The 13,555-nt window shown below is 39.7% G+C and carries 9 protein-coding genes and 2 pseudogenes; 2 read left to right on the top strand and 9 right to left on the bottom strand.

The window, feature by feature from the left end:
* Positions 1 to 473: 473 nt before the first annotated feature.
* Positions 474 to 692 (top strand): annotated as a pseudogene (locus DFO73_RS29500) (DDE-type integrase/transposase/recombinase); the annotation flags it as partial.
* A gap of 46 nt (positions 693 to 738) precedes the next feature.
* On the opposite strand, the gene DFO73_RS23710 reads toward DFO73_RS29500, so the two are convergent.
* The 6 genes from DFO73_RS23710 to DFO73_RS23685 form a co-directional block, all read right to left on the bottom strand.
* Positions 739 to 2,163: an NAD-dependent succinate-semialdehyde dehydrogenase gene (locus DFO73_RS23710; protein ID WP_142669542.1), complete on the bottom strand. Its 1,425-nt coding sequence runs from the start codon at positions 2,161 to 2,163 to the stop codon at positions 739 to 741.
* 40 nt (positions 2,164 to 2,203) lie between these two features.
* The gene (gabT, locus tag DFO73_RS23705) at positions 2,204 to 3,571 is read right to left on the bottom strand and encodes a 4-aminobutyrate--2-oxoglutarate transaminase (protein ID WP_375137345.1); all 1,368 of its coding nucleotides are present in this window, start codon (positions 3,569 to 3,571) and stop codon (positions 2,204 to 2,206) included.
* Between the two features lie 42 nt (positions 3,572 to 3,613).
* The gene (locus DFO73_RS23700; protein WP_110067171.1) at positions 3,614 to 4,987 is read right to left on the bottom strand and encodes a putrescine aminotransferase; all 1,374 of its coding nucleotides are present in this window, start codon (positions 4,985 to 4,987) and stop codon (positions 3,614 to 3,616) included.
* 102 nt (positions 4,988 to 5,089) lie between these two features.
* Entirely contained in the window at positions 5,090 to 6,583 is a 1,494-nt protein-coding gene (locus DFO73_RS23695) for an aldehyde dehydrogenase family protein (protein WP_110067170.1), read from the bottom strand.
* A 752-nt stretch (positions 6,584 to 7,335) separates the two neighbouring features.
* Positions 7,336 to 7,581 (bottom strand): biotin/lipoyl-binding protein, encoded by a 246-nt coding sequence (locus DFO73_RS23690; protein WP_110067169.1) that lies wholly within the window; start codon positions 7,579 to 7,581, stop codon positions 7,336 to 7,338.
* 333 nt (positions 7,582 to 7,914) lie between these two features.
* The gene (locus DFO73_RS23685) at positions 7,915 to 9,261 is read right to left on the bottom strand and encodes an APC family permease (protein WP_309044224.1); all 1,347 of its coding nucleotides are present in this window, start codon (positions 9,259 to 9,261) and stop codon (positions 7,915 to 7,917) included.
* Positions 9,262 to 9,831: 570 nt separating this feature from the next.
* Here DFO73_RS23685 and speB point away from each other — a divergent pair.
* The gene (gene speB, locus DFO73_RS23680) at positions 9,832 to 10,791 is read left to right on the top strand and encodes an agmatinase (protein WP_110067168.1); all 960 of its coding nucleotides are present in this window, start codon (positions 9,832 to 9,834) and stop codon (positions 10,789 to 10,791) included.
* 151 nt (positions 10,792 to 10,942) lie between these two features.
* Here speB and DFO73_RS29885 read toward each other — a convergent pair.
* From DFO73_RS29885 to DFO73_RS23670, 3 genes and pseudogenes are all read right to left on the bottom strand, one after another.
* A pseudogene (locus DFO73_RS29885) lies at positions 10,943 to 11,046 on the bottom strand (pyridoxal 5'-phosphate synthase glutaminase subunit PdxT); the annotation flags it as partial.
* Between the two features lie 90 nt (positions 11,047 to 11,136).
* Positions 11,137 to 12,018, bottom strand: coding sequence for a pyridoxal 5'-phosphate synthase lyase subunit PdxS (gene pdxS / locus DFO73_RS23675; RefSeq protein ID WP_110067167.1), 882 nt, complete (start codon positions 12,016 to 12,018; stop codon positions 11,137 to 11,139).
* Between the two features lie 146 nt (positions 12,019 to 12,164).
* Positions 12,165 to 13,538, bottom strand: a complete 1,374-nt coding sequence (locus DFO73_RS23670; protein ID WP_110067166.1) for a putrescine aminotransferase — start codon at positions 13,536 to 13,538, stop codon at positions 12,165 to 12,167.
* Positions 13,539 to 13,555: the final 17 nt, after the last annotated feature.

The following is a 13,555-nucleotide window of genomic DNA, read 5'->3' as shown; positions in this document are numbered from 1 at the left end:
AATATGTTAAAAATTACTGACCCCTTCCTGAATTAGAACCTCTGTTATTTGCATAAGAAAAGGTCCAATTAAGTTGCCTCTATGGGAAATCAACAATATTTCCATTTTCAAATGCCTTCAATTCAAGTTCAATTTTGAGTAAATCTAGGTTCTTTTCCAAAAGATCACTACCTTTATAAATTAATTTTCATAATATTAAGATGCCATATATTACTCCAACAATGACAACACCGCCTAGACGACTTTTAATATTAAATTACAAGTATATTCGTCCTCTAATGGCTGCCTGAAATTAAGAAGGTAGGACTTTACACAGTTTTTTCTTCAACAAGATAAAATTGTTGAAGAAAAAACCCCAACCTCTCAGTAATATTAATGAGAAATTGGGGTTTTAATAGTAAAAATCCCTTAACTTTTTGCAAATCCGTGTTTTACTGGCGGTACCCCATTATGCGTTTAGTGCGTCAAAAAATGGGCCCGAATTAGAAGAAAGAGTACGACATCATCTTAGGCTAACAAATGATTCCTGGAGAGTATATGTAAGGTAATAAAAGTAAAAAGGTCAATGGATGTATTTATATCGTACAGTCTATTCAGAAAGGAAAACAATTGAATTTTTATCTAAATGAATCAAAAGATAAACAAGCAGCCAAGCGCTTTTTTTCAAGAAATCCTTGGCTGCTTCTTATATTTGTAACTAATAGATTATTCCGCGCTACGTTTAGGTAGGACTCCGCCTCAAAACAAGTCCAAACCTATGGATATATATTTCACTTCTAAAAACTCTTCGATCCCGTATTTGCCACCTTCACGACCGAGGCCGCTTTCTTTATAGCCGCCGAATGGAACTTGAACAGCTGAAGGCAAAGCGTCATTAAGCCCAATAATCCCGTACTCAAGCTGCTCTGTGATTCTATAGGAACGATTTAAGTTTTCTGTATAAACATACGCTGCCAACCCGTAACAAGAATCGTTAGCTCGTTCAATGACTTCCTCTTCCGTTTTGAAGATCGAGATTGGTGCCAGTGGCCCAAAAATTTCATCCTTCATACATTCCATATCGTCGTTAATATCGGTCAATATTGTAGGGGCAAAGAAATAGCCGTTTTCTTCAGCAGGTTTAAGTCCACTGTAAGTGATCCTTCCACCCTTTTTAATTGCATCATTGACAAGTCCCTCTACTTTTTTATATGCAGGTTTATCGATTAATGGACCGATATCCGTTCCCTCTTCAAGTCCGTTCCCGACCTTAAGCTTTTCTAATTCTGCTTGGAAAAGCGTTATAAATTCTTCTGCAATCCCTTCTTGTACATAAATTCGATTGGTACAAATACAGGTTTGACCGGCGTTACGAAATTTCGATTGAACAAGTCCTACAGCTGCTTTTTCTAGATTTGCATCATCCATAACGATAAATGGTGCATTTCCGCCAAGCTCAAGTGATACCTTTTTTACATTTTCAGCAGCTCCGCGCATCAGTGTTTTCCCAACCTCTGTCGAACCAGTAAAGGTAATTTTCGTTACTCTAGCATCCCTCAGCCACACTTCACCAATTTCTGATGCCCTTCCGGTAATTATATTTAACACACCCGCAGGAATCCCTGCTTCATGGGCAAGCTCCACCATTTTCAAAGCCGTAAGAGGGGTTTGGTTTGCTGGTTTCACAACAGCCGTACACCCTGCAGCAAGCGCTGGAGCTACTTTTCTAGTAATCATCGCTGCTGGGAAGTTCCACGGAGTAATCGCGGCAACCACACCAACTGGTTCTTTCCTAACTAATATTCTTTTATTAGGGTGAGAGGCTGGAATGGTTTCACCGTAAATCCGTTTGCCTTCTTCTGCATACCAAGAGATAAACCCATTCGCATACTGGACCTCTCCAAGAGCCTCATTTAATGGTTTTCCTTGCTCAATCGTCATGATCCTAGCAATGTCATGTTTGTTTTCTTCAATTAATTGGTACCAATTCATGAGGAGTTTATAGCGCTCATCCGCTGTTTTCTTGGACCAGGCTTTGAAAGCCTTGTGGGCAGCATCGACAGCCTTCTCCGCTTCATAAGCACCACCTGTTGGCACAGCACCAACAACTTCCTTTGTAGCCGGATTTATAATTTCGGTATAAACTTCATAATCATTTCCAACCCATTCTCCGTTAAGATACATGGGATAGATTTGAAACTTTTTCTCTACTTTATCCATTTCATTACCTCCCAGCAGATACGACATGATCATTCATCAAAACTGCTTCAAACGCTTCTTCAAGAATTTGCAATCCTTCTTCAAGCTGATCGTCCGATATCGTTAACGGCATTAGAATGCGAATGACGTTACCATAAAGCCCGGCACTAAGTAACATAAGCCCCCGTTCCCCTGCAGCTTTTACAATTTTCCCAACCGTCTCCTTATCAGGAGTTTTCGATTGTCCGTCTTTGACAATTTCCATCGCGCACATCGCACCTAAGCCTCGTACATCTCCAATGCATTCGAAGCGCCCCGCTAAAAACTGCATTTTTTCAATTACCCTATCTCCCAATATTCTTGCTCGATCATTGAGATTTTCACTCTCAATGATATCTAAAACAGCCAATGCTGCCCGGCAGCCGAGAGGGCTTCCTGAATAGGTTCCACCAATTTCTCCAGGCTCAACAGCATCCATAATTTCTCCCCTGCCAATCACACCACTAATTGGCACACCCGCTCCCATAGATTTTGAAATCGTAATTAAATCAGGAACGACATCAAAATGTTCAATCGCAAAATACTTTCCAGTCCGGGCAAATCCAGTTTGAATTTCATCGGCAATAAACAAGATTCCATGCTGACTGCAAATTTCTCTAACCCTTTGAACAAAGGCGATGTCAGGAACTATAAATCCGCCTTCCCCTTGAACAGGTTCCATCACGACGGCTGCTATCGTCTCTGGGGCCACTTCAGCTAGTAAAAACTGCTCAAATTGATCAATGATCATCATACTATATTGCTGTTCGGTCATTCCTTCAGGGCGTCTATATACATATGGATATGGTGCCTTATAGACCTCTGGTGCAAATGGGCCGAAACCGAACTTATATGGTTTTACTTTACTTGTCATTGTCATAGTCATTAAAGTCCGGCCATGGAAGCCCCGGGTAAATGAGACGATTCCTTGGCGTTTTGTATATTTCCTAGCAATTTTCACTGCATTTTCAACGGCTTCAGCACCACTGTTAAAAAAAGCAGCCTGTTTATCAAAGTTTCCTGGAGCAAGCTTACAAAGTCTTTCAGCTAAATTAATGTATGATTCGTACATCATGACGTTAAAGCACGTGTGAATAAATTGACTTGTTTGCTCTTGAAGCGCCCTTACTACCCGTGGATGCGTATGCCCGACGTTTAAAGTACCAATCGCACCAGCAAAATCAATGTACGAATTTCCATCTACATCCTCAACAAGGGCCCCTGCTGCTTTTTTCACAAAGGAATGGCAATTATTGCTGATTCCTTTTGGTACATATTTATTTCTCCGCTCCAACAGTTCTTTTGATATCGGACCAGGTAGATGTGTTTGTTGTTTAATAAATTTCTTTTCCACTTTCATGCTCCTCCTAGTTTTGATTCATCTTAAAAATAATCGTTATTTTTTCACCTGTGATAACACTTGTTTAAATGTGCTAACCACTTTATCTACTTCTTCATAACTAATTGTTAAAGCAGGCTCGATACGAATGGTCTTCGAGTTGATCAAGGTTCCGGCTACAAGGATACCGTGATCAAACATCCCTTTTGAAACCTCATAACCGATTTCATCTTCATGGAATTCAATCCCAATCATCAGTCCTTGTCCGCGAATTTCAAGAACCTTATCCTCTTGACCTTTAGCCGCCTCTTTTAACTCTTGAAGGAAGTATTCACCAACCTCTGCAGCCCGATCTGGTAATTTTTCCTCAAGCAAAACTCCAATCGTTGCAATCGCCGCGGCGCATGCAAGTGGATTGCCACCGAAGGTTGTTGTGTGCATAAACGGATTATCAAACCAGCTATTGAATACATTTTCTGTCGCTACAACAGCACCAGCAGGCATGACGCCGCCGCCAAATGCTTTTGCCAGACAGATAATATCCGGAACAACGTTATACAATTCCGCTGCGAACATTTTTCCAGTCCGTCCCATACCCGTTTGTACCTCATCAAAAATCAGCAAAGAACCGTATTGATCACATAGCTCCCTAACTTCTTTTAAATAGTTTTCTGGAGGAAGAATGATTCCGCCTTCACCTTGAATCGGTTCAAGAATAACGGCACCCACATCTTCGCCAACTGAAGAGCATACCTCAAAAGTTTTTTTCATCATATCGATATCCCCGAATGGGACATGGCGGAAGCCTGGAATTAACGGAAGGAAAGGTTTACGGAACATACCTTTTGCCGTTCCAGATAACGCGCCTAAGCTTTTCCCGTGGAAAGCGCGAGTAGTCGAAATAAAAGTTGTCCGCTTACTGTACATTTTGGCAAGCTTTAATGCTGCCTCAACACTTTCTGTTCCACTGTTTGTAAAAAAGGCATATTTCAAATCGCCTGGAGTAATCTCACCTAAAATTTTAGCTAGCATGGCTCGAAGCGGATCAAGTAAATCTTGACTATGAAGAGCCTGGCGTTTCAATTGATCAGTAACTGCCTTTACCACTTTGGGATTTCGGTGCCCGACATTATAAATGCCAAAACCACCCAGACAATCGATATATTCCTTGCCATTTACATCTTTAAAACATGATCCATTATCTGACCATTCCACCGCAGCAAATTGACCATCCTTTGTTACCGTTTTACGATAAGCTAGAAATCCAGGATTGACGTTCTCACGAAAGCCCTCGACCGTTTCCTTTGTAATCCATGCAGCTTCTTCTTGATTTATTTCCTCTTTTTCTATTAAACTCAAAACCTTATTAATGTATTCGCTCACGTTTTGATACTGCTTATTCTTAAATTCTTGTTTTAAATCGATACTCATGATTTTGTTCCTCCTGAAAAAATAAATTTTGAAATTTGATAATTGCCGGGCGCAAGCACCCCAACGGCTAGTGTACTTCCCTAAACAGGCGCTTCCGGTTTTCTACTTTGAAAACCATCCTATTGGCTCTACCTTCAAATTGATATTAATTTGTTTAATTTCCTGGAATTCCTCAAGACCAAATGTTCCAAGGCTGCGACCAATTCCACTTTGCTTATAGCCACCCCACGGTGCTTCATTATAAGTAGGATGATAGGAATTAATCCAAGTAATCCCGGCACGAAGCTTTTTAATGACGCGAAGACCTTTTGCACCATCATTGGTAAACACACCACCAGCAAGCCCAAAAACAGTATTATTCGCAAGCTTTACGGCTTCGCTTTCATCCTTGAACTTCTGAATGACAACGACCGGGCCAAATATTTCTTCCTGAACAATTCTCATGTCTTGTTTCACATCAACGAATACCGTTGGTTCAACAAAGTAACCATTTTCTAATCCATTTTTAACAATTCGATTTCCACCACATGCAAGCGTTGCACCTTCCTGCTTACCAATCTTAATGTAGGAGAGAACCTTTTCAAGATGCTCTGCACTTACAAGCGGGCCCATCTCGGATGAAGGATCATTTCCGGGTCCTACTTGAATTCTCTTGGCCCTTTGGACAAAACGTTCCACAAATTGATCATATATCTTTTCTTCGACAAGGATTCTTGAACCTGAGGAACAGACCTGACCTGCCCCAGAATAGATTCCAAATAAAGCATAATCTACCGCGGTTTCAAAATCAGCATCGGCAAAAATGATATTGGGTGATTTCCCGCCTAATTCTAGAGAAACCTTTTTCATTGTGTGAGCCGCAGTCTTCATGATATGCTTTCCAGTTTGCGTCCCACCCGTGAAAGAAACCATGTCTACTTCTGGGTGGGAGACGATTTCATTTCCTACAACGGAACCCGCTCCCATAACCATATTGGCTACCCCTTTTGGCAAGCCCACTTCCTCAAAAATTTCAAATAGCCTTTTCGGAGTAACTGGAGTAACCTCAGACGGTTTATAGACAACCGTATTCCCGGCTGCTAAAGCGGGCGCGAGCTTCCATACACTCATTAACAGTGGATAATTCCATGGAACAATAAGGCCACAAACTCCAACAGGCTCACGGACAACCATTGCTTGCATCGGATCTGTAACATGGTAGGTCTGGCCATCAGGTTGTGTAATCATTCCCGCATAATAGCGGAAACATGCGGCTGCATCACCCACATCATAGCCCGCTTCTCGTAAGGTTTTTCCGTTATCCATGGTTTCAAGCTGAGTCAATTCATCAGCATAATCATCAATTTTGTCAGCTATTTTTAATAAGTAGGAGGCCCTTTCCTGCGCTGAAATGCCTGACCAAACACCCTCTTCGAAAGCTCTACGGGCGGCAAAGATGGCCGTGCGGGCATCGGAAACTGTTCCTTCAGGTGCATAGCAAATGATTTCACTATTTGCGGGATTAATTACCGGACGCGTTTTATTATTTTCAGAATCTCTCCACTCGCCATCAATATACATCTTAAGGTTTGTAACAAGTTTTTTTATCTCTGCCATTTACTTATCCTCCTTATATTTCCTTACTTGCTATTAGATAATGCAAAAAGTGTGCCAAGTTTAAAAGATTGCTAACTCACCAGTTTCCCTTAATCTTTTTAACAAAAGTTATTCATTTTTGCATAACTCTATTTCTCTGTGCATAATAAAAAAAAGCTGTTTTAGGTCGAGGCGGTCCAAAACAGCTTTTTTATAAAAAGGTAGACAAGTTTTCGATTTAAATATTTTTCTCACCTAATATCTTCTGATATTTTCTACTTACTTAGCTTTTACAGCTTTTGTGATTATTTTGTATTGATTAAAAAGCCAGAAGACCTTCTCTTTGAATATAGCCTGATAGTTTGCCATGTTCATCCCTTATGATTTAAAAGGTCCCCAATGATTTGGAATAAAATAGGTATGGAGATATGCTGGCTGAGATATCTGATTCTTTCTATTGATATGGCATGTTCAAGCAAAAATTCAACCGAAAAATTTTGTTTTTCCAATCTTTTAAAGCAAATAATTATTTAAAGCAACAAAGGCAAATAATTTATCGTGTTTTTTAAAAATAAAAAGGGTTCTTCTAGATTGTTGAGGGTTAATCCTATAACTTCCTCTTTTTCAACCACTGAGACTGAAGTAATCGGTTAATTTTTTCTTCTGCGACGGAAAACATAGTTTACATTCCCTTTAAACCCTCTCACTATAGCTATTTTCGGAACCTTTTAAATAATAAAAGAAGATGGACGTTCCATCTCCTTTTCTAAGGGCTAGTCACTGCCAGTAACAAATAGGTCCTCCTTAATATATGCAAGGATCATTCCAGGAATAACGTAATCCCCTTCTTGTACTGCAAGTGATTCTACTTCTCCACTCAAACCCATTTGTATCTTTTCTAGGTTGCCTTCTTCCGTTTTAATCTGAAATAATGTTTCCCACTCATAAATTCTTGTATCACTTTTAATCGAAACCTTTTCAACCTTCCCGTAAACAGGACTTACCACTTCAAAATACATGAAATTCCCCCTCATTTTATTTTAATATTGTTCCTTAAAAGGTCGTGTTTCTAAAACAAGTCCAAAGAACTCTTGGAATTCCGGGATGTCCCCTACTTCAATTCCTAGTCGTTCGACTGCCATTATTAACACCTCATTTTTCTTGTTATTAAAGGTGATAGCAAGTTTAGTGCCAACTTTCTAAAATCGCTTCCAGTAGCTTTATTCAGGATAATTGGGCAAAACCGTTTTGGGATTATGAATAAATGACTAGAATTTTTCAATTTTGCATTATTTCGAAAAAGATAAATGCATCCTACTTTGAATTAGAATGCATTTTTCACTATATATCTTTTAAATTTCTGCTTCTTCACTTACAAATTGAGGAGGTGCTGCTCGAAAGGCCTTTGTGAGATAGACTAAGTAAACAAATCCTACAGCAAACCAAGCGATCCCCATGATGATGGAACTAACGTTAAGATTGATCCACAGGATACCAATCGAACCGGCTCCCAGTAATGGCATAATTACGTAATTAAAAAACCCCTTGGGATTCCGGTGCATTTTTTGACGGAAGGCAAAATGACCAATAACGGAAAGATTTACAAACGTAAACGCCATCAATGCGCCAAAATTAATTAATGAGGCTGCTGTCACTAAATCAAAGAACCAAGCAGATAAAGAGATGACTCCGACGATTACAACATTAATCGCAGGGGTTCTCCATTTTGGATGGACATATCCAAACCATTTCTCCGGAAATACTTTGTCACGTCCCATTACATACAACAGTCGCGAAACACTTGCATGTGAGGCAATTCCGGAGGCTAGCGTATTCACAAATGTTGTACATAAGAAAATCGATTGGAACAGCTTTCCACCGACATAAAGAGCAATTTCCGGCAGAGCTGCGTCAGGTTCCTTGAACCTTGATATATCTGGAAAAAATAATTGAATAAAAAACGATGTTGTGATAAAAATAAGCCCGCCGCATAAAGCTGTAAGCATAATTGCTTTTGGAATCGTCTTTTCTGGATTGGGTGTTTCTTCAGCTAGAGTCGTAACCGCATCAAAACCGAGGAAAGAAAAACAAAGAATCGTTGCACCTGTAATGAGAACAGGTATGTTCATCCCTTCAACAAAAAACGGCTGTAAACTTAAAACTGTGCCTGTTCCCTCACCGGCATTTAACCCTTTTACTACAAGGATAATAAAAACGATCATGATGAGAATTTGAATAAGAACAAATAATGTATTAAAATTTGCCAGAACTTTTACACTTCGCAGGTTTAAGAAGGTAACAATTCCCACAAACACTAACACCCAAATAAAATCCGGAACGGACGGAAATAAAGCATTGAGGTAAAGTTTTGTCAACAGAGCGTTAACCATTGGCAAAAGTAAATAATCAAGTAGCGAAGACCAACCAACTAGAAAACCGAGATGCCTGTTCATTGCTTTTTGAGTATACGTATAGGCTGAGCCTGCCTGAGGAAAAACCTTTACTAGCTTCCCGTAGCTAACAGCAGTGAATAGCATCCCTATTAATGCAATAATATAGGCTGTTGGAACATGACCTTCCGTTATACCAGAAACAATTCCAAATGTGTCAAATACCACCATTGGCGTCATATACGCTAACCCCATGATAACGATTTGCCACAGATTTAACGATCTTTTCAGCTTTACGCTATTCTCCACATATCATTCCTCCCCTTATTTTAAACCGCTTTCATTTCGAGACAGCCCCTTGGTCTTCTTAAAATTTTTACTCCCTCCTTTTTTGAAAATTCAGTATGTATACCTTGCAATTTTTGTGCCAAACTATAGCACTTCTAAAACTTCTGCTGTTTTGTTCAATTATCATTTGGAAAGGGCTAGGGTGAGTAGTTTATAAAATTCGGAAGGTTTCGGATTATTCATCCGCGCATACATTATTCCATATTAAATAGAATTTATAAAAAAAGCGGAAGAGCCCTTCTAGCGACGAATGGACTGGACCCTTCTACTGAGATTTAAAATCCCCGAAATGCCTACACAGAAGCCTATTTGAATTTATGCGTTCAGAAAATGAGGCAATAAAATCAAATTAACAAAAAAAAACACGATTCGGTGTTGGCTTATCTTAGGAGATGGTCGAAGTACACCAGCCGGTGGGCAATTTTCAAAATTTAATTTAAAACTTTCTTATCTACTAGCAAAGTCCTCATAAATTCATTTGGCACAAAACTTGCATTATTACTTTTGAAAATAAAAATTGGGGGAATTAAAATGCAATATCCATTATCACCAGATGTTAAACCAGAATTTTGTACGACCGGAACTTTTATGAGGTTACCATCTCAACGTGAAGATGCTAAACTGGCCATCGTCGGGGTGCCATTTGATACAGCAGCCTCCTTCCGTGTCGGAGCCCGGTTTGCACCACAAGCCATTCGTCAAGCTTCAATGACCTTATTTCCTTATCATCCGACACACAAGGTTTATCCATTTGAGGATTGTAATGCCATTGATATTGGTGATGTATCCGTCATCCCGCATAATATCCATCGAAGCTATGAAATAATTGAAAAAGTAATGATGGAATTGATGGAGAAAGGAATTATCCCGATTGGACTTGGAGGAGATCATTCCGTAACATTAGCCCATCTTCGTGCTGCTGCTAAAATACACGGGCCTGTAGCCTTAATCCATTTTGATTCCCATACTGATACATGGGATACGTATTATGAAGAAAAATATTGGCATGGTTCGCCATTCATTCGTGCATATGAAGAAAATTTACTCATACCAGATAAAGTTTTTCAGGTTGGAATTCGCGGAACACTTAATCATCCAGGTGACATTGATGCAAGCACGGATTTAGGATACCATGTGATTACAACACCGGAACTAAAAGAACGCGGTATGGATAGTGTTATTAAGGAAATGAAGGAAAAAATCGGTGATACTCCATGTTTCATAACCTTTGATATCGATTTTGTTGACCCATCATGTGCACCTGGAACAGGAACACTTGAGGTCGGTGGTTTAAATAGCTTTGAAACCTTGCAAATCATCCGCTCTTTAACAGACTTTAATTTTGTCGGCTTTGATTTGGTCGAGGTTTTACCTTCCTATGATCCAACTCAAATTACTTCCTTACTTGCAGCTACGATCATACATGACTTTGCCAGCCTTGTAGCACTTAAAATTAATAAGGATTCATTAATCAACATTTCTGATAAATGATTCCTTCTAAAAGGCAAAAAGCAGTGAATTCCGATTTTTTCAGGAATTCACTGCTTTTTTGTATAAAATCCACCTTTTTTAGCAATGGAAGTTATTAATATTGTCCTGCACAGGTGCGAAAAAATTGGATTTTCATACGAGCAATTTTTTTTTAATAGCTCCATAAGGTCATACTTATCAATTAATCCGCATAGTAGTGCTCTTGCTGACAGATAGAATTAACCCATCAACTTCTTCAAGCTGTTCTACTTTTTTATCACAACGCTTCTGCCCTGGACTACTCAATGTAGCAGGCATCTCACTTACTGCATTTTAGAACAGCTATTTTCACCAATGTTTTACTCCTTACCAGCCACGTTCCTGCATACGAGCTCCAGGAGCAAGCGTGGAAATTTCAATTCCTTTCATTGGATCACCAATGTCCTTAGAAAGGTTCGCAATCAATTCATAATCTTGATAATGAGTAGTTGCTTCTACAATTGCACGGGCAAATTTCGTTGGGTTTTCAGATTTAAAAATACCCGATCCAACAAACACACCATCAGAGCCAAGCTGCATCATTAGTGCAGCATCAGCTGGAGTGGCCACACCACCAGCAGCAAAATTAACGACTGGAAGTTTTCCAAGACGTTTAATTTCTAGTAATATTTCATAAGGAGCCCCAAGAAGCTTAGCTTCTGTCATAAGCTCGTCCTCATTCATACCAATCACTTTCCGTACTTGTCCATTTACTTGGCGAATATGACGAACCGCTTCAACAATATTACCTGTTCCCGGTTCTCCCTTTGTACGAAGCATAGATGCACCTTCTCCGATACGACGTGCAGCCTCTCCTAAGTCACGGCAGCCGCAAACAAAAGGAACTGTATAGTCTTTTTTATTTAGGTGGTACTCTTCATCAGCTGGTGTTAAAACTTCACTTTCGTCAATGTAGTCTACGCCCATAGCTTCTAAAACACGTGCTTCCACAATATGTCCAATACGAGCTTTAGCCATTACAGGGATTGAAACAGCCTTAAGTACCTCTTCAACTATACGAGGATCAGCCATTCTCGCAACCCCGCCGGCTGCACGAATATCAGAAGGCACTCGTTCTAATGCCATAACTGCTACCGCACCTGCTTCTTCAGCAATTTTAGCCTGTTCAGCATTGATAACGTCCATAATAACGCCACCTTTTTGCATTTCTGCCATTCCTCTTTTTACTCGATCTGTTCCTGTTTGCATGGAACTTTTCCCCCTTAAACCTGGCTGATTATTATTTTTGTCAATTTTGTACACCGCCCTATTACCACCCATAATTTTATTTAACTATGTTAGTAGAGCGGTGTATGCATGGTTTCCAATTACAAAACATGATATAACGAGAAAAATTAAGCTTTTACCTGTGACAAAACCTCTTTAAAGGATCTAACGACTGTATCGACTTCTTCATAACGAATTGTTAACGCTGGCTCAATACGAATCGTTTTAGAGTTTATAAGAGTTCCCGCTACAAGAATTCCCCTATCAAACATTCCCTTTGACACTTCATATCCAATTTCGTCCTGATGAAATTCTATCCCAATCATTAGCCCTTGACCACGGATTTCAAGAACTTTGTCTTCATGTCCCTTCGCAGCATCCTTTAATTCCTTCAAGAAATATTCCCCTACTTCTTCTGCTCTTTCAGGTAATTTTTCTTCAAGAAGAACACTTATCGTTGCAATGGCTGCAGCACAAGCCAATGGATTTCCCCCAAATGTCGTCGTATGCATAAATGGATTAGAGAACCAGCTTTTAAATACATCTTCTTTTGCAACAATGGCTCCTGCTGGCATAACCCCGCCTCCAAATGCTTTAGCAAGACATAATATATCTGGAACAACATCATATAAATCTGCTGCAAACATTTTTCCTGTTCGGCCCATTCCTGTTTGAACTTCATCAAAAATAAGTAAAGCACCAAATTTATCACACAATTCTCTGACTTGTTTTAAGTAGTTTTCCGGTGGAAGAATGATACCACCTTCGCCCTGGATTGGCTCTAAAATGACAGCGGCAACATCTTCACCAACTTGGGAACAAGTTTCGAACGTCTTTCTCATCATGTCAATATCCCCAAACGGCACATGGCGAAATCCAGGTATTAGAGGAAGAAATGGCTTTCGGAACATCCCTTTTGCTGTTCCTGATAAGGAACCTAAACTTTTACCATGAAAAGCGCGCGTCGTGGAAATAAAGGTTGTTCTTTCACTGTACATTTTTGCAAGTTTTAATGCTGCCTCCACACTCTCTGTTCCACTGTTTGTAAAAAAGGCATATTTCAAATCACCAGGGGTAATCTCTCCTAAAATTTTAGCCAGCATGGCTCGAAGCGGATCAAGTAAATCTTGACTATGAAGAGCCTGGCGTTTCAATTGATCGGTAACTGCCTTTACCACTTTTGGATTTCGGTGCCCGACATTATAAATGCCAAAACCGCCAAGACAATCGATATATTCCTTGCCATTTACATCTTTAAAACATGATCCATTATCTGACCATTCCACCGCAGCAAATTGGCCATCCTTTGTTACCGTTTTACGATATGAAAGGAATCCAGGATTTACATGTTCCCGAAAACCCTCCACTGTTTCTTCTGTAATCCACTTTGCATCTTCCTCAGTAATTGAATCTTTTTCTATTAAACTAAGAACCTTGTTAATATACTCATTTACATTTTGTTCCCTTTTTTGTGTAACTTCACCTTTTAAATCGATACCCATTTGTTTTCGCTCCTTTA

Source organism: Cytobacillus oceanisediminis (assembly GCF_003182355.1).
In the GTDB taxonomy this organism is placed as follows: Bacteria; Bacillota; Bacilli; order Bacillales; family Cytobacillaceae; genus Cytobacillus; species Cytobacillus oceanisediminis_A.
This window is presented reverse-complemented; position numbering and strand designations above follow the sequence as displayed.

Bases quoted from the DNA above. Each gene is read 5' to 3' on its own strand.
- DFO73_RS23710 (WP_142669542.1), bottom strand. From the start codon at position 2,163: ATGTATCTTAACGGAGAATGGGTTGGAAATGATTATGAAGTTTATACC.
- DFO73_RS23700 (WP_110067171.1), bottom strand. From the start codon at position 4,987: ATGAGTATCGATTTAAAACAAGAATTTAAGAATAAGCAGTATCAAAAC.
- DFO73_RS23695 (WP_110067170.1), bottom strand. From the start codon at position 6,583: ATGGCAGAGATAAAAAAACTTGTTACAAACCTTAAGATGTATATTGAT.
- DFO73_RS23690 (WP_110067169.1), bottom strand. From the start codon at position 7,581: ATGTATTTTGAAGTGGTAAGTCCTGTTTACGGGAAGGTTGAAAAGGTT.
- speB (WP_110067168.1), top strand. From the start codon at position 9,832: ATGCAATATCCATTATCACCAGATGTTAAACCAGAATTTTGTACGACC.
- pdxS (WP_110067167.1), bottom strand. From the start codon at position 12,018: ATGCAAACAGGAACAGATCGAGTAAAAAGAGGAATGGCAGAAATGCAA.
- DFO73_RS23670 (WP_110067166.1), bottom strand. From the start codon at position 13,538: ATGGGTATCGATTTAAAAGGTGAAGTTACACAAAAAAGGGAACAAAAT.